At 35.7% G+C, this 24357-nt stretch carries 25 protein-coding genes; 9 read left to right on the top strand and 16 right to left on the bottom strand.

Annotated elements, in window-relative coordinates; translation table 11 throughout:
* Positions 1-43: 43 nt before the first annotated feature.
* A complete protein-coding gene (locus MKX78_RS05615) occupies positions 44-370 on the top strand; it encodes a hydrolase (RefSeq protein ID WP_095370262.1) in 327 nt (108 codons plus the stop codon).
* 39 nt (positions 371-409) lie between these two features.
* Here MKX78_RS05615 and MKX78_RS05610 read toward each other — a convergent pair whose 3' ends face one another.
* Genes MKX78_RS05610 through MKX78_RS05600 form a run of 3 tightly spaced genes read right to left on the bottom strand, consistent with a single transcriptional unit; the run spans position 410 to position 2888 of the window.
* The gene (locus MKX78_RS05610) at positions 410-1489 is read right to left on the bottom strand and encodes an LLM class flavin-dependent oxidoreductase (protein WP_322909979.1); all 1080 of its coding nucleotides are present in this window, start codon (positions 1487-1489) and stop codon (positions 410-412) included.
* Entirely contained in the window at positions 1489-2433 is a 945-nt protein-coding gene (locus tag MKX78_RS05605) for a ring-cleaving dioxygenase (RefSeq protein WP_095370264.1), read from the bottom strand. The genes MKX78_RS05610 and MKX78_RS05605 overlap by 1 nt, the downstream gene beginning before the upstream one ends.
* An 11-nt stretch (positions 2434-2444) precedes the next feature.
* Complete coding sequence (locus tag MKX78_RS05600; RefSeq protein ID WP_095370265.1) at positions 2445-2888, bottom strand: MarR family winged helix-turn-helix transcriptional regulator; 444 nt, start codon at positions 2886-2888, stop codon at positions 2445-2447.
* Positions 2889-3041: 153 nt separating this feature from the next.
* Here MKX78_RS05600 and MKX78_RS05595 point away from each other — a divergent pair, with 153 nt between their 5' ends.
* Positions 3042-3929, top strand: coding sequence for a diacylglycerol/lipid kinase family protein (locus MKX78_RS05595; RefSeq protein WP_095370266.1), 888 nt, complete (start codon positions 3042-3044; stop codon positions 3927-3929).
* 69 nt (positions 3930-3998) lie between these two features.
* Here MKX78_RS05595 and MKX78_RS05590 read toward each other — a convergent pair whose 3' ends face one another.
* Positions 3999-4595, bottom strand: a complete 597-nt coding sequence (locus tag MKX78_RS05590; RefSeq protein ID WP_095370267.1) for an isochorismatase family protein — start codon at positions 4593-4595, stop codon at positions 3999-4001.
* 268 nt (positions 4596-4863) lie between these two features.
* Between MKX78_RS05590 and MKX78_RS05585 the strand changes: the two genes are divergently transcribed.
* Positions 4864-5025, top strand: coding sequence for a hypothetical protein (locus MKX78_RS05585; protein WP_157733771.1), 162 nt, complete (start codon positions 4864-4866; stop codon positions 5023-5025).
* 389 nt (positions 5026-5414) lie between these two features.
* Here the strand turns inward: MKX78_RS05585 and MKX78_RS05580 are convergent, their stop codons facing one another.
* The 4 genes from MKX78_RS05580 to MKX78_RS05565 all read right to left on the bottom strand — a co-directional run bounded on the left by MKX78_RS05580 (position 5415) and on the right by MKX78_RS05565 (position 9141).
* Positions 5415-6629 carry a Bcr/CflA family efflux MFS transporter gene (locus MKX78_RS05580; RefSeq protein WP_341050177.1) on the bottom strand — a complete coding sequence of 405 codons (1215 nt, stop codon included), beginning with the start codon at positions 6627-6629 and terminating at the stop codon, positions 5415-5417.
* A complete protein-coding gene (locus MKX78_RS05575) occupies positions 6619-7326 on the bottom strand; it encodes a YjjG family noncanonical pyrimidine nucleotidase (RefSeq protein ID WP_322909977.1) in 708 nt (235 codons plus the stop codon). The genes MKX78_RS05580 and MKX78_RS05575 overlap by 11 nt, the downstream gene beginning before the upstream one ends.
* Positions 7327-7346: 20 nt before the next feature.
* Positions 7347-8033 (bottom strand): Crp/Fnr family transcriptional regulator, encoded by a 687-nt coding sequence (locus MKX78_RS05570; RefSeq protein ID WP_095373514.1) that lies wholly within the window; start codon positions 8031-8033, stop codon positions 7347-7349.
* Positions 8034-8241: 208 nt separating this feature from the next.
* Entirely contained in the window at positions 8242-9141 is a 900-nt protein-coding gene (locus tag MKX78_RS05565; protein ID WP_341050175.1) for an NAD(P)/FAD-dependent oxidoreductase, read from the bottom strand.
* A gap of 417 nt (positions 9142-9558) precedes the next feature.
* Between MKX78_RS05565 and MKX78_RS05560 the strand changes: the two genes are divergently transcribed.
* Both MKX78_RS05560 and MKX78_RS05555 read left to right on the top strand, forming a co-directional pair.
* Positions 9559-11523: a bifunctional 2',3'-cyclic-nucleotide 2'-phosphodiesterase/3'-nucleotidase gene (locus MKX78_RS05560; RefSeq protein ID WP_341050173.1), complete on the top strand. Its 1965-nt coding sequence runs from the start codon at positions 9559-9561 to the stop codon at positions 11521-11523.
* 91 nt (positions 11524-11614) lie between these two features.
* Positions 11615-12667: an ATP-binding protein gene (locus tag MKX78_RS05555; protein WP_341050171.1), complete on the top strand. Its 1053-nt coding sequence runs from the start codon at positions 11615-11617 to the stop codon at positions 12665-12667.
* 37 nt (positions 12668-12704) lie between these two features.
* On the opposite strand, the gene MKX78_RS05550 is transcribed toward MKX78_RS05555, so the two are convergent.
* The 4 genes from MKX78_RS05550 to MKX78_RS05535 form a co-directional block, all read right to left on the bottom strand.
* The gene (locus MKX78_RS05550) at positions 12705-12998 is read right to left on the bottom strand and encodes a MazG-like family protein (protein WP_095373515.1); all 294 of its coding nucleotides are present in this window, start codon (positions 12996-12998) and stop codon (positions 12705-12707) included.
* Positions 12999-13012: 14 nt separating this feature from the next.
* Positions 13013-13495 (bottom strand): tetratricopeptide repeat protein, encoded by a 483-nt coding sequence (locus MKX78_RS05545; RefSeq protein ID WP_341050169.1) that lies wholly within the window; start codon positions 13493-13495, stop codon positions 13013-13015.
* Positions 13496-13582: 87 nt separating this feature from the next.
* Positions 13583-14440, bottom strand: coding sequence for a putative RNA methyltransferase (locus tag MKX78_RS05540; RefSeq protein ID WP_095370274.1), 858 nt, complete (start codon positions 14438-14440; stop codon positions 13583-13585).
* A gap of 35 nt (positions 14441-14475) precedes the next feature.
* Entirely contained in the window at positions 14476-15108 is a 633-nt protein-coding gene (locus tag MKX78_RS05535; RefSeq protein WP_328199633.1) for a class I SAM-dependent methyltransferase, read from the bottom strand.
* A 350-nt stretch (positions 15109-15458) separates the two neighbouring features.
* Here MKX78_RS05535 and MKX78_RS05530 point away from each other — a divergent pair, with 350 nt between their 5' ends.
* Positions 15459-16238 carry a PhzF family phenazine biosynthesis protein gene (locus MKX78_RS05530; protein ID WP_341050166.1) on the top strand — a complete coding sequence of 260 codons (780 nt, stop codon included), beginning with the start codon at positions 15459-15461 and terminating at the stop codon, positions 16236-16238.
* A 179-nt stretch (positions 16239-16417) separates the two neighbouring features.
* Here the strand turns inward: MKX78_RS05530 and MKX78_RS05525 are convergent, their stop codons facing one another.
* Positions 16418-17179: an SDR family oxidoreductase gene (locus tag MKX78_RS05525; protein WP_095370277.1), complete on the bottom strand. Its 762-nt coding sequence runs from the start codon at positions 17177-17179 to the stop codon at positions 16418-16420.
* Positions 17180-17368: 189 nt separating this feature from the next.
* Between MKX78_RS05525 and MKX78_RS05520 the strand changes: the two genes are divergently transcribed.
* Positions 17369-17974, top strand: coding sequence for a TetR/AcrR family transcriptional regulator (locus MKX78_RS05520; protein ID WP_233435297.1), 606 nt, complete (start codon positions 17369-17371; stop codon positions 17972-17974).
* A gap of 815 nt (positions 17975-18789) precedes the next feature.
* Here the strand turns inward: MKX78_RS05520 and cyoE are convergent.
* Positions 18790-19710, bottom strand: coding sequence for a heme o synthase (gene cyoE / locus MKX78_RS05515; RefSeq protein WP_307317071.1), 921 nt, complete (start codon positions 19708-19710; stop codon positions 18790-18792).
* Positions 19711-19943: 233 nt separating this feature from the next.
* Between cyoE and MKX78_RS05510 the strand changes: the two genes are divergently transcribed.
* Positions 19944-20135 (top strand): hypothetical protein, encoded by a 192-nt coding sequence (locus tag MKX78_RS05510; RefSeq protein ID WP_095370279.1) that lies wholly within the window; start codon positions 19944-19946, stop codon positions 20133-20135.
* A 23-nt stretch (positions 20136-20158) separates the two neighbouring features.
* The gene (locus MKX78_RS05505; RefSeq protein WP_341050163.1) at positions 20159-21346 is read left to right on the top strand and encodes a hypothetical protein; all 1188 of its coding nucleotides are present in this window, start codon (positions 20159-20161) and stop codon (positions 21344-21346) included.
* Positions 21347-21716: 370 nt separating this feature from the next.
* Here MKX78_RS05505 and MKX78_RS05500 read toward each other — a convergent pair whose 3' ends face one another.
* A complete protein-coding gene (locus MKX78_RS05500) occupies positions 21717-22832 on the bottom strand; it encodes an NAD(P)/FAD-dependent oxidoreductase (protein WP_341050161.1) in 1116 nt (371 codons plus the stop codon).
* Between the two features lie 382 nt (positions 22833-23214).
* On the bottom strand, positions 23215-24303 hold the full coding sequence (locus MKX78_RS05495) for a threonine aldolase family protein (RefSeq protein WP_445662658.1): 1089 nt from the start codon (positions 24301-24303) through the stop codon (positions 23215-23217).
* Positions 24304-24357 lie beyond the last annotated feature (54 nt).

The following is a 24357-nucleotide window of genomic DNA, read 5'->3' as shown; positions in this document are numbered from 1 at the left end:
AACAGGGAATAACATGACTATCCGAGAAAAAGGAGAGGTTTAAATGGACGGTAATAGAGAAGCTTACTATATCAACCTTGAAAACGGTACAATACTTGACACAATGGATGGTCATGATTGGCAGTTTAGAGTATATGCAACAGGTGCTGAAATTGCTGAGCTAAACCGCTTTTTAGATGAGAACTATAATGCAGAGTTAAAAACCTTTGCTAGAGCTCAAGTTCCTTTTCTTGAGTATCATAAAAAATCGCCTAACCCTGAATATGATCAAATTTTGATGCGTCTTTATGAGATGATCTATCAATTAGGTGATCAAGAGGCAAAAAATCATATAAAAGAGATGAATATTATCGATACTGATAAGATATAAAAAGAAGCCACCTTCAATAGGGTGGCTTCTTTGCTTCTATTAACTTTCGGACGACTTTTCTTCTTCTCTTGTATACTTCTTCACTGCTGGAATAATGTCATTCCCAATAATCTCTATATTTTTCATTACATCAGCGAAAGGTACTCCACCAAAATCGATTTGTGCTAAAAACCTTTGCATCCCAAATAATTCATATTGATAGAGGATTTTCTCAATAATTTGCTGCTTACTCCCAACCATTAAAGCATCCCTTACATCCGGCGCTTGTGTGAATTGCTGAATAGGGTAACCCCCTCCACCTCTGATCGCTTGAAAGCCACCATTTAGATAAGGATACATTCCTTCAAGCGCTTCTCTAGTTGTATCTGCAACATAAAACAAACTCGTTGTTGCAATTGGATATTGGTTGGCTTGGAATCCATTCTCCTCTAACGTCTGGCGATAAGCATCTACCGATATTTTGAAATTATCTGCTGGACCACCTAATGTTGTTAATACCATTGGAATGCCCATTTTACCTGCTTTAACGGCACTAGCTGGTGGACCGCCAACACCTCTCCAAATAGGAAGTGAACCATTCAGAGGTCGTGGAAGCACTTCAGCATTATCTAATGGCGCACGGAATCTTCCCGACCATGTCACCCTTTCTTCCTCATTCAGTTGCTTTAATAAAGCCAACTTTTCCTCAAAGATATCTTCATAATGAGCCAAGTCTATACCCAATAATTGATAAGCTCCTACTCTAGAACCTCGACCCGCGACAATTTCAGCACGGCCACCTGAAAGCAAGTCAATTGTAGCAAAATCCTCATATACCCTAACAGGATCAGATACACTTAATACTGTTGCTGAACTTGATAATTTTATTTTTTTCGTTGCCTGGGCAATCGCACCAAGTACAACGGTATGTGCTTGAGTTGTAAAATAAGTTTGATGGCTCTCACCTAGGCCAAATACATCAATACCTGCTTCTTCAGCTAATTGACTTGCCTCAATGATTTCATTTAGTCTCTTTTGCGCGGATATTCGTTTGCCTGTTTTACCACTAGGAATGTGATCACCCAATGAGTACAAGCCGAACTCCAGACCATTCTCTTTATTTATCCGGTATTTTTCCATTATTCATTCTCCTCTATAGGTTTAAGCATCTTTTCTATTTCTTCTCGGCGTTCTTCGAGGAATGGCGGAAGATCTAAAGTTTCTCCTAAATGCACGAGATCGGTATCAATTGTGAACCCGGGACCATCTGTCGCAATTTCAAAAAGGATACCATTAGATTCTCTAAAGTATAGGCTTTTAAAATAATAGCGATCGATAATACCATTTGTTAAAAAACCTTTTTCTCTTACTTTACTTTCCCAATATTTCAGTTCCTCTTCGTCTTTTACTCGGATTGCTAAATGATGAACACTACCTCGTCCTGGTCTCTCATCTGGTCCATCTTTTTCAATCACCACAATTTCACCGAACGGTTCTCCTGCTAATGATTGATAGACCGTTAATTTTTCTTCTCGATAAGAAATAGAGTAGCCAAACATATTCACTAGCGTGTCCTGTAACTTCTCGGGTCTTCTCACTGTCATTTCAACTGGGCCCATGCCCATAATTTGATGCTCCTTAGGGATAAGTGATTGAGACCAACCTCTCCAAAATGACAGGCTTTGCTCAGAGACAATAAGCACTAATTGCAAGCCATCGGGATCTTCAAATGATAGACTGGGGCGTTGCGTATATTCTGTAATTTCTCCATGTTTTACTTTTAATTGCTTAAAACGTTCAGACCAAAACAGTAAACTCTCATAGGATGGAACAAGTAATCCAATGCGGGTAATACTATTTGTTCCTTTATGGGTTCTACCTGCCATCGGTATTTCAAAAAATGTTAATTCTGTGCCTGGACTTCCGATTTCATCTCCGAAAAACAGATGATACATAGAGGGATCATCCTGATTTACAGTCATTTTAACCCGTCTTAAACCAAGTATATTCTTATAAAAGTGATTATTTTTATTCGCATCCTTTGTAATCATCGATGTATGATGATGACCTGCAATGTACGTCATTTAATCCTCTCCTATATAATGGATTTTTTCTTCTGATCACTATTTTTTTGTAGTTTTGATAATAACTGATAAAGAATCTTCTGCTCATCCTGTGATAGTGATTCATCAAAAAAGGAGGTTTGAAAATGTAATTGAGCCTCATATGCAGCAGCTAGTTTTGTCTTCCCTTTTGCTGTAAGAGAAATTTTTTTTGTTTTCCATTTTACTTCTTTTATAATCAATCCCTCTTTTTCTAGTTTTGAAAGCATTCTAGATACCCCCCCTTGGCTTACGGTTAATTTATCAGCTAGCTCTTGTTGGGTAATGGGTTCGTAAGCTGCTACCTGTGTAAGAACATCAAATTGGGAAGCAGTTAATTGATATTTTTTTAAAAACTCATTAGATAATAAGTTACTTTGATGTGTAAATCTAGCTATCCTCATCCATAATAAAGACCCTAAAGTATGCTTTTTCATTTTTAAAGTCACCTCGTTATATTTATCACTTTACCACTCAAATGATTTATCTTCAAGTGAAATATCTCGAATTAATAATATATTTTTTTCTATTTCATGCTACATTTACAAATAAAACGGGAAGTATGTACATATGAAAGGGGGAATGTAGTTATGAATACTGTAGCGATTATTTTAAATCCTAATGCAGGGAACAAGAAATTAATGAATCAAATTGAAGAAATTGAAACAGAATTAAAAGAAACTTTTACAAATGTGAAAATATATCAAACAAAACAGGAGGGTGACGGCGCTAAATACGTGGAAAAACTTGCGTCTTCAGTGGATTTAATTATCGGCGCTGGCGGAGATGGAACAATCTTTGAACTAGTCAATGCATTAGCACCATTGCAAGAGAGACCAGCATTTGCTATCTTACCTGGAGGCACATGTAATGATTTTTCAAGAACCATTGGCATAAGTCAAGAACCAATATTAGCCGCTAAACAGATTAAAGAAAAAAAGATAAAACAAATAGATATCGGTACTTTTAATAATCAATACTTTTTGAACTTCTGGGGAATTGGCTTAATTTCCAAAGTATCAGAGCAAATGGATAATAATAGTAAAAAACTTGGTAAAATGTCTTACTATATTCAAGCGTCTAAGCTTATTTTTCAAAACGAAGTCTTCCATTTAAAAATTGAAAGTGATCATTGCACCTATGATGATGATGCTGTCATGGTGGTAATAGGAAATGGTTCTTATTTAGGCGGTATGCAATCCTTCTTTCCTCAAGCAAATATCCAAGATGGCTTACTTGATGTGTTAATTATTAAACAAGCCAGTATGCAAAATTTTTGGACCTGGTTCCAATCACAAGTAAAAGACGATTATCCAGATAAAAATAATGATGAAATCGTCTATTTCCGAACAAAATCATTAAAGATAGAAGCTCAACCAATTCAAAAAATTGATTGTGATGGAGAATTAATTGCCGAAACACCCACTTCAATTTCTATCTTACCTCAACATATGACAATGGTAGTCGGCGATGTTTGACTAGGAGAGTCTGCTCAACAAATATTTAGTAGGGCAGACTCTCTTGGCAACTCAGTAAGGATAAGTTTCTTATTTTAGTTGCTCTTGCTCAACTGCCCACTCCTTCCTGTATTCATTGTGAGGTGGGATAAAGACAGCTTCATGACTACCTCTTACGACTGAAAAATGATCAACATTATAGTGACCATGAAGGGTTTGATTATGGTGAGCAATTATTTTCTCAGCAGGTAAAACTGTTGAATCAATTGTCGAGTGTCCATCTTTAATTAAAGTAACATCAAAACCATTAACAGTTGCATATCGGACAGCTGTATCAATACAATATTCCGTTTGACATCCTGCAATAATTAGATGTTGAATATTCCTCTCTTTTAAGTAATTTAATAAACCAGTTTCGTAAAAAGCATTCGTCGCAAGTTTATTAAACATTTTTTTGGAAGATTTTTCAGGTACCTTAATTAAGTGATGTACTTGAAAGCCATCTCCACTCCCACCGCCTACATCTAGATCTCTTACAAATATAACGTCAATATCATTTTTCTCCGCTTGTTCAATTAATATATTTATTGTAGTAATCAGCTGCTCTTTTTGATAGACGGGCGTTTGACCGTTTTCCCCCTCAATTAATGCTTCTTGTGCATCAATTATTAATAAAACTTGATTCACTTCACATCTTCCTCTCTATTATTACTTAAACTATACTCATTCCTGCTCTGATTGAAATACTCCTTCTTTACTTAAAGAAAAATTGAAAATTAAATGAAGTTCTCTTTCTTCACTATCAATCAGGAAATTTGCACTGTATCTAGGAAAAAAATATAGGTATAATAATAAAGGTGGCAATAATGTAATGTATATAATAGACTGCCGTGCATATAATAATAGAAAGAAGGGACAACCTCTATTATTTTTCATTAAAAAGGAGTTTTCATATATGCTTGATTCAATAGAAAGACAATTGATGGAAAGAGAATTGCATTTTTTGCAAGATATGAAAAAACATATTACTAACCCCCAAGATCCAAGAATTCATATTATCGATGAACATATCTCTCTTTTGCAAGAAGTGATCGATACTGATCAAGTTGTCGATTAAATGTGGTGGTTTCCCAATGTCAAAAAAACTTTCTAGAATCCGTAGTCTTTAAAAAACTTGTCCTTTTATTGCTTGAGCGAGACATTTATTTGATCCATAGATGTTTCTATGACAAAGAAAACTTCTAATTTCCTATGCCCTAAACCTACTTAACTCCTCCATTACCTACCCACTTTATACCTTTTCGTAACTATTGATTAATCAATACAAGTTCAATCTGTGCAGATTTTCCATGACTTTTTAAATAGGTGCTCAAATTCTAAATAAGAAGAGTTCCCCTCCATATTCTTCCTATCATTTGTCCATAAAGAAACTGCACCTCCATTTGTTAGATTCTAACAATTGAGATGCAGTCCAATTTGTTCAGATGAATGATTCATCCTATGCTTCTATACATTTATTTGTGTCTTTTCATCACGATTGGCAACAGTGAAGAAGAGGGTAAAACCAATAAAGGATGTAACGAACAAAATGGCTCCCATCGGTATAGCTGTTGATTCATTCAACCCTACTAATGGAGAAACCGTCGCTCCTACCACAAGAGGAAGCATTCCTAAAATGGCACTTGCACTGCCTGCACGATGTCCTTGGAATTCCATTGCTAATGTAAACGAACTTGTCAAAACCATTCCCATTGAGAGCATATAAATAAAGATTGGAATGACGATTAATGCAAGCGGTCCTTTTATAATCGTCATCAAAAGTAAGAATAATGTCGACGATGCAGCGACTGTGACCGCGATTTTTAACAATTTTTTCTCTGTCACTTTTCCACCTAAACGACCTACGATGATGCTCCCGGTTATAATTGCAAGTCCATTTATGCCAAATAGAATACTAAATACTTGCGGTGAAACACCATAAATCCCTTGATAAACAAACGGTGTACCTGAGACATAAGCAAAACTTCCTCCATGAACAAATCCAACGATTAAAGCATAGCTAATAAAAGAACGGTCTGTACTCAACTCTGCCATTGTCCGAAACGTGGATTTCAAAGAGCTTGGTCTTCGCTTCTCTACAGGTAAGGATTCCTTAAGTTTTAAAAATACAATTAAGAAAATGATTAAACCTATGATTCCTAAGCTTATAAATATCCAATGCCAACTCGCAGAAGGAAAAAGCAAAATGCCTCCCCCTGCAATGGGAGCGACTAACGGAGCAACCGCATTAATGACCATCAATAGCGCAAAAAATTTCGTTAGTTCTCTTCCACTAAATGTGTCTCTAACAACCGCTCTCGATAAGACAACTCCCGCAGAGGCAGTAGCTCCTTGCAAAAATCTTGCAATAACAAGGGTTGTAATATTAGGGGCAACTGCACATAAAAAAGAGGCACCAGCAAAAAGTAGAATAGAAATTAAAAGTGGTTTTCTCCTTCCTTTTGCGTCACTAATCGGTCCAATCACCAATTGTCCAAAAGCCAAACCAATTAAACAAGCCGTTAAACTCAATTGGACCATAGAAGCCGATGTCGCTAAGTCCGAAGCAATACTCGGAAAGCTTGGTAAATACATATCTATATTTAATGGTCCTAATGTCGCTAGCATCCCTAAAAGTAATGCTAGTATCAATCGTTCTTTACCCTTTGGATTATGAGTCAATGAACTCCCTCCTTTCTAATATAGGTAAGAGCTCGACTAACTTATTGATTTCATAAGTGGGTGTAATGTCTGTGTCATTAGCTACTTTTGCAACATTCATCCAACAAGCATCCATTCCAGCAGCAAGACCACCTTTTATATCAGCTACTAAAGAATCACCAATAATGAGTGCTTTTCCACAATTAAACTGATCTATACGCTGGAAACAATAATCGAAGTATGCTTTCATAGGCTTATGAAAACCAGTTTCTTCTGAGATAAAGATATTTTTAAAATAAGGAAACAACCCGGAATCACGTAACCTGCGATTTTGCGTTTGCGCTACACCATTCGTCATAATAAAAAGTTCATATTGTGTCGATAGTTGTTGAATAAGCGAAAGCGCTCCATCTAATTGTTCATGTCCTTCGGATAAGAAATTGCGGTAACTCCGTTCCATTGTTAAGCCGTCTACTTGCTTTCCATGAAGTCGGAAGAACTCGGTAAATCTCGTGTTTAAAAGTTCCTCTTTGCCAATCTCTCCCCGTTCATGCGCATGCCATAACCCTTTATTAAAGCGGTGATAATCCCCTTTTATGTCATCAGTTAATACGATATTTTCTTGTTCAAACAAACGCTCTAATGCCCTTTTTTCCGTATGTCTAAAATCTAATAATGTGTCGTCCACATCAAAAAATAAATATTGATACTTTTTCATATATAGCCTCTCCTGTTGTTTCATTCATATAGGGACGAACCAGCCATTTCCCGCAGGCCCTCCCAATCTTTAATCTGAATCCATTTGTCTTTTCTTTCAACTAAACCAAGTTCACTAAACTGTTGAATCACTCGATTTAAGTGGCGATAACTCGTTCCAATGAGATTAGCAGTATCTTTTAAATTTTTTGTACTATGCATACCCGTCACTAATGAGTGTTCCTCATCAAATGAATGCGATAATAAATAGCTAGCTAGTCTGACTTCTACTGGATAAAGCACATTCAATTTTAAAAAATTTGACTTTGCATTAAATTTATCCGTAATAACCTTTAGCAAAAACATAAGAAACGGTGAATATTGTTCGCAATGTTTACGGAGAAATTTATATGGGATTTTTATAACTGTTACTGAAGATACCGCTTCAACTGTATTGATAATATCAATGTTTTGGATATATTCAATATCCCCGATCAACTCAATCGGTGTTTGAAATGAAAGTACAAGTGTTTTTCCTTCCATAGATGTTGTAAATACTTTTGCTTTTCCTTTTACTACGATGTACAATGCCTTCGCCTGTTCTCCTTGTCTACAAAGCTGCTCTCCCTTTTCTACAGTATGCAAGCTCAGATGAGGATACAGCCTTTCCGGTAACACCTCGTGCAGATTATATTTATCCATATAAAACTGAACGTCCACTCGACTCATGTCCAACACCCATCTCCTCTTCATTCCTTTTCTTATTTAAAGATAACAAACATTTTTTGAAAAGGACATATGTCCCAATAATTCGTACTTTAATAAAAAAATAACAATAAAGAATGTAAGGAATCGATTATTTTTTATGAAGAAATTGTGGGAGGATGTGAAAGGGGGACAAACAATAACCTACAAAAAACGTGAGCCAAATGAAATATTATTTAAAATCCTCATTTGCCAAATCACCTGAAACTGTTATAGCAGTACGCGAACCATCGCCAACAGCAATCGCTACTTGAGAAGGAGATATAAATGCAGCGTCACCAGTCGCATACACACCAAATATAGTCGTCCGATTATGAAGATCACGAACTACTCTACCATTTACATCTTTCTTGCAGCCTAATCCATATAAAATGGTGCCATTATGTTCCCATCTTGGACTGACAAAAAGGGAATCAACCCTTTCAGTTCTACCATTTGTAAAGAGTATAGCAGAAAGACTTCCTGCTTCTCCAACTAATTCCTTAATCGGAAAATCTATGATAAGGATTTGTTTACTTTGTAACTGATCCCTTGTTCTACTATCTATCGGAAAACCATTAGTACATACTACTATGTGTTTAGTTATTTGATGAATAAGTTTGATCAAATGTAGCGAACCAAGATGATCGTATAAAACAGCAATTTTCTTCTCTCTCAACTCCCAACCATCACAATAAAAACAATTATGCACACTTTTTCCATACAAAGAGGCTAATCCTTTAATTTGGGGTAGTCTTTCTCTAATTCCGGTTGAAACGATGATTTTTCTTCCTTCGAATACTTCTTTATCTAACGTCACTATAACGAAAGATTGGTCATTTTTCCTTGCATGGATTACTTCATAATTTTTTATTGTAACAGAAGGGTAATGCATGATTTCCTCATAAGCTGTCTGTCTAAACTGTTCTACTTCTATACCATCACGTGTCAAAAAACCATGTGAATAGGTGGTAAATCGGTTCCTCGGACGATGATGATCAAGTATCAGTACAGTTCTATTTGCTCGACCTAATACTAAAGCTGCGCTTAACCCCGCAGGACCACCGCCTATAATGATACAATCATACATCATGCTCGTCCAACCCCCTTATATATCATTCAGTAAAAGCTACTTTACCATCCTATGCAACGGCATTTTAAAATATCCTCTCCTTTTACTTAGAATCATATTTTGCATTCGAACATCGTTAATATTAATAACTAAACTGAATTCCATCAAAAAAATCTAAGTAATCGTGATGATGCACTGAAAAAGAAATGAAGAAAACATTTGAACTATTTTTTTGGAAATACTCACGATAAAAGTCCCCCATTATACAAAAATTCTTGTTCTTCTTTGTTATTCTAAGGAAATTCTATAACAAAAACCCTTCTTTTCTCCTCTATCAAAAAAAATAGAAAATAGTTACTATTATGTTGAAAAATAGATTATTTATTATATGGTTTCGAGTGAAGATTAAAAAATGAATACAGAGGAGTTGTGTCGATTTTGATAAGGAAAATTACTTTTTTATGTCTTACTATTATCCTCGTAATTTCTTCTTTACCAAGAATTTATCAGGCAGAGGCAGCAGAAACGAATCATTTTCCAAATCCTTTTAAAAGCAAAGTAGATATTCGCTTATTGGGGACGACTGATATTCACACCAACCTTTCCAACTACGATTATTATCAAGACAAAGAAGTGGAGGATTTCGGACTAGCAAAAACAGCCACATTAATTAAAGAAGCAAGGACGGAGGAGAGCAATAGCTTTCTTTTCGACAATGGTGATCTGATTCAAGGGAATCCATTAGGGGATTATAAAGCTAAGATCAATCCGATCAAACCTGGAGAATTACATCCGGTATTCCAAGCTATGAAGCTTCTAGATTATGATGCTGCTACTGTAGGGAATCATGAATTTAATTATGGATTATCATTTTTAAATGAAACATTAAATGATGCCCCCTTCCCTTATGTGAACAGCAATGTCTATCACGTAAAAAAAGGGAAAGGGAAGGAAAAGCAGTATTTCCAGCCATACAAAATCATTAGAAAAATAGTAAGAGATGAGAGGGGATTTCCTCACTTATTAAATATCGGTGTAACTGGTGTTGTGACACCACAAATAACTGAATGGGATAGAGCGAATTTAGAAGGGAAAGTCTATACGAAAGATATCGTCCAATCTGTTAAAGAAACCATTCCTAAAATGAAAAGAGCCGGTGCCGATCTAGTTATTGTCCTCGCTCATTCTGGAATGGGAACGGAAAATTATACAGAGATGGATGAAGATGCTACATATGCGCTAACAAAAGTAAAAGGAATCGATGCTATTATTTCTGGTCATAACCATAAGCTCTTTCCAGGAGACTTTTCAGACTTACCGGGAGTGAATGAAGAGAAAGGGACAATTAATGGTGTACCCGTTGTTATGCCTGGTAACTGGGGTAATCATTTAGGTGTCATTGATTTATCACTTACCACTTCCTTTGGACATTGGAAAGTAAACAATGTCCAGTCTGAATTGCGAAGCGTATATAATTCAGAAAGCGAAACCAATACAATTGCCGATCCAGACATACTCGATGCCATCCAACTTTCTCATGAACAAACTTTAGAATATGTAAGACAACCTGTTGGCAATACGACTGCCAATATTCATAGTTACTTTGCATTAATAAAAGATGATCCCTCCATTCAAATTGTTACAAATGCACAGAAATGGTATTTAGAAAAACAACTAGCTGGCACACCAGAAGAGGGTACTCCGATTTTATCTGCTGGAGCTCCTTTTAAAGCTGGCGGACGTAATGGAGCAAATTATTATACTTATATACCTGAAGGAACGATAGCGATTAAAAATGTCGCTGATTTATATTTGTATCCAAACACGGTTGCAGCCATTAAAGTCACCGGCGCTGATATAAAAGAATGGTTAGAAATGTCTGCTGGTCAGTTTAATCAAATCTTACCTGGTGAGGAACAAACACAACCTTTAATAAATGAGCAATTTCCAACATATAACTTTGATGTGATAGACGGAGTCACTTATGAAATTGATGTAACAGAGCCTGCCAAATATGATACTGAAGGAAAGTTGATCAATGAAAATGCGAATAGAATCAAAGGTTTAAGCTATAATGGTTCACCGATTAATCTTGAGCAAAACTTCATTGTAGCGACTAATAATTATCGCGCAAGTGGGCAGTTCCCAGGTGTAAGAAACCAACAATCAGTTACTATGTATCCAGATGAAAACAGACAAGTAATCATTGATTACATTCTTGAGCAAGGCACCATCGATCCTACGGCAGATAATAACTGGACATTCACGTCTGTTTTAAATACACCAAATATTCAATTTGAATCGTCCATAGAGGCTAAAGATTTACTTAATGAAAATAGCCCCATTCAATATATTGGGCTAAGTAATAATGGATTTGGTCTATACTCCATCACAATAGAATAGAGAAGTATTGTTTTTATAAAGAGGCTTCGAGTAATTCTCTTAGCCTCTCTATTAAACTAACAATCATTTGAGAGGAGCGATTTTACATCAGATGACTACGACAAAGAAATTTTCTATCTTGCCCGAAGAGAATCGATTAAATAATATTCACCTCCACCAGATACTCCTAAATATTTCTGATGGCTGCTATTATTTAAACAAGGATATGCAACTTTTATTTGTTAATCGTTCAGCAGAAAATATGTTTAATATCGTAAAAGACGAAATACTAGGCAGAAATATTTGTGAGGCTATACCAGATTTATGTAGGAAAGTATGTAAACAGTTATATCAATCATACAAGAAGCAAAGAGGGATTAGTTTTGACCTCTCATACGCAAATACTAATTATTTTAAAGTGAAAACAATACCCGATACAAAAGGTCTTCTAGTGATTATGCAGGATATAACAGAGACGAAGAAAGAAAATGAAAGAAGAGCTTATTATGAAAAATTACGGTTGATTGGGGAAATGGCAGCTGGTGTAGCGCATGAAGTGCGTAATCCACTAACAACTGTGAAAGGCTTTCTTCAGTTAGTAGAAAAAAATGAAGATTTACTAAAATACCAAGAAATTTTTCTATTAATGATTAATGAAATTGATCGTGTCAATTCCATTATTAGTGAATTTCTAGATATGGCCAAGAATAAGCCTAGTCGAAAAGAGAAGGAACATCTCAACGAAATTATTCAATCTATCTATCCATTGCTAGAGACGAGAGCCATTAAAGAAAATAAAAAAATCCATCTTCAGCTGCACCCTTTACCACTATTAAATTTAGATCAAAACGAGATTCGTCAATTAATTATTAATATGGTAAATAATTCTTTAGATGCAATGCATGCGAAAGCATCTATACATATCAGTACATACTTAGATCGTGGTCAAGTCGTATTATCTATAACAGACGAAGGTACAGGAATTGCCCCTGAAGTAATGAACAAGATTTCTACCCCCTTTTTTACAACAAAAGAAAAGGGAACTGGTCTAGGGCTAGCTATCTCGTTTGCCATTGCCAAAAGAAATAATGCTAATATTGATTTTACTACAGACTCTTCTGGGACAACCTTTTCCATTCGTTTCACGATTCAAGATCATTACTAATTATTCAAAGGGGTTGATTTTCATTCAACCACTTTTTTTATTCCCAAGTTCTGCTGCGATTAATTTCACTCTTTTGTACAAAGGCTTTCTCTAAATCTATATCTAATTTATTCGCTAGCTCGCACACATTCCATACTACATCATATAGCTCTAAACCTAGGCGTTCTTTCACCACTTCCTTATCCTCTTCCCATGAAAGTGATAATACTTCCTTTGCCACTTCACCTACCTCCGTCATTAGAAAGAGTGCACGAGCCTCGACGCTGTTTTTATCAAAGCCTTTTTCTTTACTAAATTGTCCAACCTCTTTTTGTAACTCTGCTATATTAATCATTCGATGCTTACCTACTCCCATGTTTTATTCAATTGCTCGCGATAAAAATGAATCGCTTCTTGATAAGCAGTAATTGATTCATCCCTTGAAGTATTAGCCAATAATCTCAACAAATGATTCATCGCTAATTCATGTTCCCCTAAGTTATATAAAGTCATCGCTAAAAATGTCACTAGTGCTCCGTTATGGGGAAATTGATGGAATCCTTCCTCTAATACTGCTTTAGATTTTTCATATTCCCCTAACGTTCTAAGTGTACTGCCTAAACCAATATAAGCCCCTTCCAGGTCCTCTTTCATTCCTTTTTGAATGGCTTTTTCATAGAGGGGCACGGCTTTTCTTTCTTCACCGAGCAAGTCGTAACTCCAAGCACTTTGGTATAAAAGGTTTGCATCATCGGGAAAAGATTCCAACATCTTCAAAAAAAGCTGATTAGATAATAACCATTCACCTTGCTTTCTTAATCTTAACGCTTCCATTATCTCATCTTGCATACTTGCCTCCTCCCTTCATTTAGACTCTATGAGGCAGAATGTTTAAATAAATCCAGGGATTATAATGTATTTCCCCCAGCTTCACTTTTATTTTATTTTTCCGACGATCACTTCAAGGTCAACCGTAATTTGATTATGATCACCCTCAATAAATAACCTCTTCGTATTTTCTTGCCCACTCCATGTGAGGGGCGTCATTTTTACAAGTTGTTTCTTCTCTTCACTACTAAGTTCTACAGTGTAATGCAAACTTTTTTGACTGATAACATGAAAATGTTCTTTAAACAATTGTAGTATCTCTTGATTATCATAGTGATTATTTTTCGATAACGCACTTCTTAACTCAAATAAATAATTAGGACGGGGGACAACCTTAATTACGATGCCACCCTCTCGTAACACCCTTTTAAACTCCTGATAATTAGAAGGTGATAGAATATTTAATAGCACATCTACAGAATGGTCGGTGAAGGGTAGATTCGCCAAATCCCCAACAAGCCATATCCACTCATCATCATTGCCCGCTGCCATTTTAACTGCTTCTTTAGCAATATCTAAACCGACTCCTACATACTTTTGCTCAGTTACATTTAGCTTTTCTAAGATCATATGTAAATGCGAGCCTTCACCGCAACCAGCATCAGCAATCATCTGTCCTGGACTAAGCTCCTTTATATGCGAAATAATTAATTGTTGTAACGGATTGTATAGTTTTGTTTTTGTGATGATTTGTTTTCTTGCTTCAAATAACTCCTTATCATAATGACTGTTTACTTTATGAGTTAGGACGTTGATATAGCCCTGCTTTGTAATATCAAAACTATGAAGGTGGCTACAGATTAGTCGGCTATTGTCTTCTACCTTCAAATCTCCCTTACAAATAGGACATCTTAATGGTGAATGCAAACGTGTTATTTGCTCAATTCTCTTCTGCTTTTTATTCATGGTTCATTCCTTTCTCAATTTAGTGGGTTATATAGTTAACGTCGAACTAATAATACGCCTCCACAATGAGAGATTTGCTTATAATCTACTTTAAACTTTAATGCTATTAATTCTTCCTTTATTTCCTCATAGACGGTATAAAATTCACTATGATCCCAATCCTCATAACTTCTGTTTTTACATTGATCATGCGCACTTCTTGTTTCAAAGGCAATATCTCCAATAATAATTGACCCTCCTTCATGCAACGAAAAGGAGAGCTGTTGAATCCATTCAATTTTTTTTCTATCTGTTACATGATGAAGTGCATAGGTAGAGATAATGGTATGAAATTTTTCCTTCTCAAATTCGAATGGAAGACCTTCTTCCATATTTTTTTGAAAAAGATTAGCGTTAGGCATTTTTTCCTTAGCAATGGCTATCATTTCTTTTGAGAAATCAATTCCATAGATGTTATGGCCGTCATCGTACAATCGCTTTGTTAATGTCCCCGTACCAAACCCTACATCTAAAATGGTTGATGACGGTTTATGTCCTGCCATATGATATACAAGATTAATTACATCTTGATAACCAGCAAAAGGATAAGCCTCTTTTCCCTCAGATAATCTTACGGATTGATCATAATCCTTCGCCCATTCATCGAACCCTCTATGATTTAATACCAATTAACATTCCCCCGTACCTCTATTATTTTGTCACCTGCACATATTTAATAATTACTTCCTGTTTCATCTCGAACACTTCTCTCCATTTTGAATATTTTTAGTTTATCACATGCCACGTGAATAGTGGGATAACCGGTAATAAATTGCTTTAATACTGTCTCGACAAAAGTTTTGTGAATGAACGAATACAATAAGACAATCATTATTATTCAATTATAAATACCATAAGCAGTTTGATTAGAAACTCCCCCGCGCAAATTAGTTGAGGAATAATTTATAATTAAAATGGATGGTGTAATAAAATTTCTATGAATGTTTAAAAGTATCTCATTGTAAAGGAGATTTTGGAATTGAGAATACCGATTTATCAAATTGATGCATTTACTAATGAACGTTTTAGAGGAAACCCAGCGGCGGTATGTCCGTTAAATGAGTGGATCAAGGATGAACTCATGCAAAAAATTGCAAATGAGAATAATTTATCTGAAACAGCCTTTTTTGTAAAAAAGGAGAATGAATATGAGTTAAGATGGTTTACTCCAAAAGGAGAAATAGATTTATGTGGGCATGCCACATTAGCATCAGCTTATGTCATAAACTCATATTTAGATGAGAATTTAAAAAATATAAAGTTTACAACTAAAAGTGGAGTTCTAGAGGTTATTAATGAAGACAGCCTTTATACTTTATGTTTCCCTTCAAGAAAAGGGAAACAATCTAATCCCCCAGAAGCTTTGATTAAAGGTTTAGGTAAAGTACCTGAAGAGGTCTATAAATCTAGAGATTACATGGCAGTATTTGAGACAGAGCAGGATATTTTAACTCTTGAATTAAATATGGATGAACTAAAAAAATTAGATGGTTTTGGTGTAATAGTGACAGCAAAAGGAAAAGAAGTAGATTTTGTATCAAGATTTTTTGCTCCAAAGGCTGGAGTAGACGAAGATCCCGTTACAGGATCTGCTCATTGTACTTTAGTTCCTTTTTGGAAAGATAGATTGAATAAAGATAAGCTTATCGCATTACAATTATCAGAAAGAGGAGGAAAACTATATTGTACTGATTTAGGTGAGATTGTAAAAATAGCTGGAGAAGCTGTAGCTTATTTAGAGGGGTATATAGAGGTTTAAAAAGAGTTTCTAAATTTATGTTCTCCAACAACAGACAGCGTTAGCACAACCATAAATGATTTTGGTTGTTATTGTAAATGAGGCCATTTGTTGTACAAAGGGAGGATAGATTGAGCATATTTTCTATACTCAACTATCCTCTTTAAACAAGTATTATATCCATTAATATCAATAGTATATTAGAATGCTGCTGTCCAACCAGCATCAGCAGTAATGACCGTACCATTCACGAAGCTAGATTCATCCGAAGCTAAGAATAAAGCCACTTTCGCAATTTCTTCCGGCGTACCAACACGTGGCATGACTGCAGACGCTAAACTTGTACGACTCATTCCGAATTCATTTGGTTGTTTTAAGGCTGACGCAATATTTGTTGCCACCCCACCCGGTGCAATAGCATTACAACGGATTCCTTCTTTTGCATACATGAAACCAGTGTTTTTTGTTAAGCCAACAACTGCATGCTTAGATGCACCGTAAGCTGCACCAGCATGCGCACCGTTTAAACCACCTGTTGAAGCTGTGTTTACAATCACGCCTTTTCCTTTTTCGAGGAAAATCGGAATAGCTTTGCGCATAGCTCGCATCACACCTTTTGTATTGATATCAAAGATAAGATCCCATTTTTCATCTGTAATATCTCCTACAGGTTCCATTGCATCCATGATACCTGCATTATTGACTAGAATATCTAACGTACCGAATTCTTTTACCGCAGCATCAATCATTCCTTCAACTTCATCTAATTTAGCAATATTCACACTAAGAGCTATTGCTTGACCACCATTTGATTTAATGGTGTCCACAACTGCTTCTACACCCTCTTTATTTAAATCGGCTGCAACCACTTTTGCACCTTCTTTTGCGTATAACTCAGCAATTGCTTTTCCCATACCAGATGCTGCACCTGTTACAATGGCTACTTGATCTTTTAGTTTCATAGAAAATTACCCCTTTCATTTATGCACTTTCATTAAAGCGCTATCAAAATAGTTTGTACTCTTTCAGTTTAATCTTCTATAATTTAAGTAACAATATGCAAAACAGATAGCATTTGTTCAATAATAAATACATTGGCTATCACTTGTATATTAATAAAAGTTAATCAACAAAGGGAAGGTGAATTGTTGATGAAAAATGATCGAAGAATTCATAAATCTAAAAAAGGGCTAAAAGATGCTCTTATTACTCTAATGGCTGAAAAAGAGTTTGAAAAAATCACAGTGACTGACCTTGTACAAAAAGCGGATTTAAATCGCGGCACCTTTTATAAACATTTTCAGACGAAAGAAGAATTATTGGAAGAATTAACTAACGATATACTAGATGACCTTATTCGGAGCTATCGCGAACCATATATCGGCATTGGAAAATTACATATTGAAAATTTAACAACATCAAGTGTAAAGATTTTTGAACATGTATATCAATACGGAAGTTTCTATTCAGTTATGATTCATTCTCACGCACTCTCTGGATTTCAAGATAAGATTATTTCCGTTTTAACGCAGCTTTCCTATGATGAAATTGGCTTTGATCATATCCCAAATGCCATTAATCATGAATTATTAACAAACTATCATGTATATGGCCTCTATGGACTTATTATATCCTGGGTAAAAGGAGGCTTTAAATATAGTCCGACTCATATGACGGAACAGTTGATAGAAATGCTGAATTATACCTCTAAGCTGCCAATCGTTAATATTAAACAGAAGGAAGAAAGAAAACCTTAAAACATTCGGAAGTCAGGGCGCTACTTTTACGCCATTAACTATTTGTATTGATGAAAAATTCAATTCGCTCACCTGAAGGATCCGGTAGCATCTGATCTATAAATAATGGTTAAAGAAAATAACTCGGCGACTTGACACTACTTTTAGTCGCCTACTCGTCAGGTATCCAATTAATTTTTTCTACCGTCATGGATTTTTGACGCGTTTCTTACCTTTTCCTATCAAATTTTTCTCTCGACACGGATTTTTGACGCGGTTCTTGTCTTTGCCAATCAAATTTTTCTCTCGACATGGATTTTTTGACGCATTTCTTACCTTTTCCTATCAAATTTTACCATCGACTCGGATTTTTGACGCGTTTCTTACCTTTGCCAATCAAATTTTACCATCGACTCGGATTTTTGATGCGTTTCTTGCCTTTGCCAATCAAATTTTCCTCTCGACATGGATTTTTGACGCGGTTCTTACCTTTTCCTATCAAATTTTCCTCTCGACACGGATTTTTGACGCGGTTCTTACCTTTTCAAATCAAATTTTACCCTCGACACGGATTTTTGACGCGGTTCTTGTCTTTTCCAATCAAATTTTTCTCTCGACACGGGTTTTTGACGCGTTTCTTACCTTTTCCAATCAATTTTCACCATCGACACGAATTTTTGACGCGTTCCCCCCCTATTCTGATCATCATCACATGCACTAAATGCGAACTAGAAAGAACAAACATCGAACTGCCCACTGCCCAACTTGCACAGCAAATAAAAAAACTCGAACACTGTATTGTTCGAGTTCAAATGATGCTAAGATCGCATACTTAATTACTTCAAATTAAAAATAATCCCTACTAAAGAATAAATAATTACCGTTGAAAAAAGGACTGTCATATGGATAAGTGAATAGGCGAATAAAGCGTTTGCCCATTTCTTCGGATCCATCTTCTTATAACCATAGATACTAAGAATTAACCAACCAATACCAAGTAACAATGATACAAGCGTTAACCCAGGGCTTAATGGCCAAAATAAAAAGCTTGTTAAAATTAACAAAACAAGATAGACATTTGTCTGTAAATAGGTGCGACGTATTCCTTTTACAACAGGTAACATCGGAACATTTGCCGCTTTATAGTCATCATGTTTACGAATGGCAATCGCATAAAAATGTGGCATTTGCCAAATAACTTGAATGACGAACAAGCCTAATATTGCCGGGTGTAAAATATCTGGATGAATAGCAGCCCATCCAATTAAAGGAGGCATTGCTCCGGAGATACTCCCAACTTCCGTATTATAAATGGTTCTTCTTTTTGTCCACATAGTATAAGGTACAACATAAAAAAACCAACCTAAAAAACCGAGCAATCCTGCTAGCGGAGTTGCTAATGATAACAAAATAATACCTACTAATCCCATCACTGTCGCTAGAATTAACACTGATTTAGTAGTGATATCTCCTGTTACTGTTGGCCTAGTCTTCGTACGCTCCATGATAGAGTCAATATCTCTATCATAAATATTATTGAAGGCACCGGCAGAGCCGATAATAAAAATAGAGCCAAATAAGGCAAATAATATTGCTGGTATCTTGTCTAAAATACTATAATCATACGTATATAAGGCTAGCGTTAACCCTGCGAACATCGGAAACAAATTGGATTTTATAATCCCTGTTTTAATGGTAGCAGCTAGAATTCTTGTAATTGGTTGACGCTTTTCGAGTTGCTGCATTGAATTATTCATGCTAATACCTTTCTCCATAACAAGAGGAACTTTCCCTTCCATAAGAAATTTCAATTATATTGTAACACTAAAAAAGTATTTATAACTTTTTAAGTAAACCTTTTCACAATATCTTCAAAAAGAAGTGACAATCTATAGCTATAAAAATACAACCTCTTCCATTATAATCATAAGAAAGACATTTGACTAGATACCCCTAGATGATTGAATAAGTATGAGAAAAGGAGAACCTCATGACTGTATTATACGGCATTATAATCTTTTTACTCATTGTTGCTATTGTTGGTACTTTGTTATTGACAAGTCGCAGTGATGACAATTATCGATCTTCTACAAAGAAAAACAGTAGAAACCTTTCACTTATATATATTATCCTGATTATCCTATCTATTATTGCACTAGGTTTATATATTATCATTTACTAATACTTCTAATGAAGGAGATGATTATGATCAACCAACAATTAACTGAAGTGACTACCATTCATACAATGCTCCCAAACTATTGGCCACATTTTATCGCTTCACCTTATGCCTATTATGATCATGAGTCTGTTTGTTTATATCATCATCCACATTTTAATGGTCAAGAAGTCATACTACCATGGAACAATCAATTTACGGGCTCTACCTCAATAATTTTCGAAAATGAAGTAACAGCCATTGTCGACATAAATAATCTTAATAAAGAGGAAGTATACGCCACCCTTATTCATGAGCTTTTTCATTGCCATCAATATCATAAGAAAGAAAAACGTTTTCCCAATGAATTAGTAGGAATTGCTTATCCTCTTGAAAGAGAAAATATTCAATGGAGAATCCAAGAAAGAGAGTGTCTTAACCACGCATTACGTATTACTAATATCAATAGACAAAGAGAAGCGATTCAAGCCTTCATATATTGGCGAGAAAAAAGAAAAGAGCAGTACAATGAGTTGGTACAGTATGAAAGCCGTATTGAAACAATTGAAGGACCGGCGTTTTTTATCGAATTCCTTGCATATAAAGATATCGTCAACCAAACAGATGAACTGGTACTTGAGCGTTATATTAAGTCATTAACAGACTACTCTATTATGACAAATAGAATAAGACATAGTTGCTATCCCTCAGGTTTAGCTCTTTGTTTATTACTTGAGAAATTCTCTCCACAATGGAAAGAAGAATTATTCGAACATCAACTAACTATTTATGAAATCTTACAAAAAGAATTTGAACCAATAGCTAGAGCACCAAAGAAAATGCATCTGCCATTTTCCTTAGACGATCTTATTCAGGAAGCTGAAATGAATAAAGAGCTTGAAATTAGCAGTTTTAAAAAAACAAATGGGTTCCTTCTAACACTGATAGGCAAAGGAAGGATTCAACAATTTGACCCTATGAATACCATACAATCGCATAAAAACTTCCTTCATAAAAACGGTTTGACCATACGTCTTCAAGAGCAGTCCATATATTTTTCACGACCTGTATTAGCCTTAACAGAAAATAGATTAAACGATGTGTTACAGCTACAATTTGTCATTAATCACCCTCCGGAACAGACAATAGATGGCATCTTTATAGAAGGGATTGGCCATTTTTTGGGAGAGATCAAGCAAGTGGGTAATAACATCTATATCATATTAAGTAATTAACCTATGAATCAATATTGAACAAAGTTTTGGAGAATTTTCTTCCCCTTATCCCATATCATCTTTAGCGCGTTTTTCCTTAGCGAATGACGCCTAATTTTTTTCTGCTCGGATCTTCTTTTTAGCTACAATTCTCCCTTTTTTTTCTTCTTGAGTAAGATATACATCTGTTTTATATTTTCACGTAATCAATTTCCACTTACAATGAACGGCAGATTACATTGAGATTATTTCAAGCGACATTTCTACTTTTACGGCCATTCCATTTTCACTTCTATAACCTGACCCTTTATCTCTTTTTTATAAATCACAAACCTCATCCTTTCCAAAAATAATTGCCTTGGTATCAATGACCAAGGCAAAACATCATTCATTATCTTAAGGGGTCATAAGGAGTAAGATCAAATGGTAAAGTATGATTCAAAGCGATTTCACTAGCTACTACGCCTATGTAAGGCCCCATTGTTATCCCCGACGGCCCCAAGCCTGTGGCTATAGTGACATTATGATGTCCTTGCAGTTTACCTAATAACGGAAGGGTGTCGGGTCCCATTGGTCTAAAACCTACACGCATCTCGGAAATTGAACTATTTTCTAATGATGCTGCCATCTCCAGTCCTGCTTCAATTACTTCTTTCACTCCTCCAGCTGTCAATCGATAATCAAATCCTGCCCCCGTTTCTCTCGTTGCACCTACAACGATTCTTTGATCATCAAAGGCAAGCATATAGTAACTAGAATCCGGTATAACAACTGGCCAGTCTGAAGTAATATGTTCCTTTACACCGAAATGAATAATTTGCCCACGTTGTGGTTTAATAGCAATAGAACAATGAAGGGGTGAAAGAAACTCATTTGTCCATGCGCCAGTCGTTACAATGATTTGGTCACACGCATATAATTCTCCATTTACCTCTGCACCAACTACATGCCCATTCTTTAGAGTAAGACATGCTTTGCCTTCTACAAATTGAGCCCCATGTAAGGAAGACGCTCTTTGCATCGCTTGACAAAGTAAATGTGCATCCACTCTAGCTCCCCCACTCACATAAAGTGCTTGATATTCTATATTCAATAGCGGGAATAAACCTCGTGCTTCCTCCCCTGATAAGCGCTTAATATCTCCTACCTCAGGCGTAGCCGCAGCTCGTTTGCTCATTGCCTCCGCTTGAAATTGTTTTATTACCTCATCCTCTTTGCTTATTGCCAGTGCACCAACCTGTTTATATCCTATATCCCATTCACCATCATTTTCTAATTCTTTAGTGAGCTCTCCATAATACAAAGCTCCCCTTCGAGCCAATGTATACCAATCTGGATGTTTATGATGAGTAATCCATGGACAAACAATTCCAGCTCCTGCAGCAGATGCCCTACCTTCGTGGTTCGCATCAATTACAGTAACATCGATGCCGTTTCTACTTAAATGATAAGCAGCACTCGCTCCAACTATGCCTGATCCGATAATGATCACCTTAATTGTTAACATCTCCTTAATCAAACTGTGATATTTGCCGTTTTTTTATGAACGGCACCCTTTTTTTGAGAGGATTCACTATGTATACATATACTAATATAAAGGCTACTTCAGAGGTCCATTACAAATTTTATAGAAGGAGGAATGTCCATTGATATCTTTTAAAGTTCTACTTATCCTTCTCATCTTTTTGTTTTCGATCTTGATAAGCTTACTTTTCAGAAAACTCACCTTTCAGTACTTTGATAGCATTGTCTTTCTTCTCATATCTATCGCCTCTTGCATTTCTATATTTTTCCTAAAAGGGAGTCATCAATATTTCTTCCTAATAGCCTGCATAAGCAGCTTTTTGCTTTCCTGTATATATTTTTTTCTCTCATTCTATGAATAAGAATTATATATTTTGTTTGATTGTTAAAAACATTTTTTCTATTACTGTTTCTGGTATAACCGTAACTGCATCACCAAAACTAATTTCAGCAAAATACTCGTTATCTTTCTTTTGAACTCTAGATGTGATACCCACACCGCATTCCTCATACACCAATTTCAACAATTGTTCTATATCCTCGATGTCTTTTTCAAAATAAAGATGGAACATATTTGATTGGGGTATTTTTGGTTTTGTATATAAACCATTTATTTGATTAAATCGCACAGCGAAGAATCGTGATATTTCATAATATCTCTTCATTTTATCTTTTCTTTTTTCATAATAATAGTCTGCTGGAATGATATAAGGGTAAAGACTAATGAGATCTCCGCCGAACCTTTTTTTCCAAATCTTTGCTTCTTCAATAAAAGACTCATCACCTGCTAAAATTGCTCCAGCTATCCCACCTACACCTTTATAAAAAGAAAGATATACACTGTCAAATAATGCACTTACTTCTTCTGCGCTCTTTTCATAATAAGGAAGCACTTCTAATAATCTCGCACCATCTAAATGTAGTTTAATATTATTCTCGCGGCAATGATTCGCCATTTGCAGAAGTTCTGAAAATGGGGGTACGGACCCGCCTATTTCTCTCTGCGGCAACTCTAATAACAATGCAGCGAACGACTCATCTAAGTGACTAATCTCTTCATAGCCTACAGGTCTACTTTCTTCACTGACGAATGTTACATCAAACTCGTGTAGCATCTTAGGGCCATCTTGTTCATGAATTTCTAGGTGGCATAATGGATGATAGGCAATTTTTTTTGATTGTTTTTTATCACTCCAGATTCTCAGAGCAATTTGTTGCGCCATTGTTCCACTCGGAAAGAAGACTGCTTTTTCTTTTCCTAATAATGTTGCCATCTTTTTTTCAAATTCTGCAATGATTTGACCTTCCCCGTAAAAATCGCTAGTGACATCTTCTGGTACATGACGGAAGGCTTCTTTAAGCACTTCCACTTGTCGCACTCCATGACCGCTTAAAGTGTAGAGTGATTTTTGATAAATATCTTGCAATAGTGTCAAAGGTAGCGACCTCCTCATTCTGAATTTTCATAAATTATTATAACATGCCTAGAGGTGATTGGTAGGTAGAAA

The sequence above is a fragment of the Cytobacillus sp. FSL R5-0569 genome, from assembly GCF_038007265.1.
GTDB classification, from domain to species: Bacteria; Bacillota; Bacilli; order Bacillales; family Cytobacillaceae; genus Cytobacillus; species Cytobacillus kochii.
This window is presented reverse-complemented; position numbering and strand designations above follow the sequence as displayed.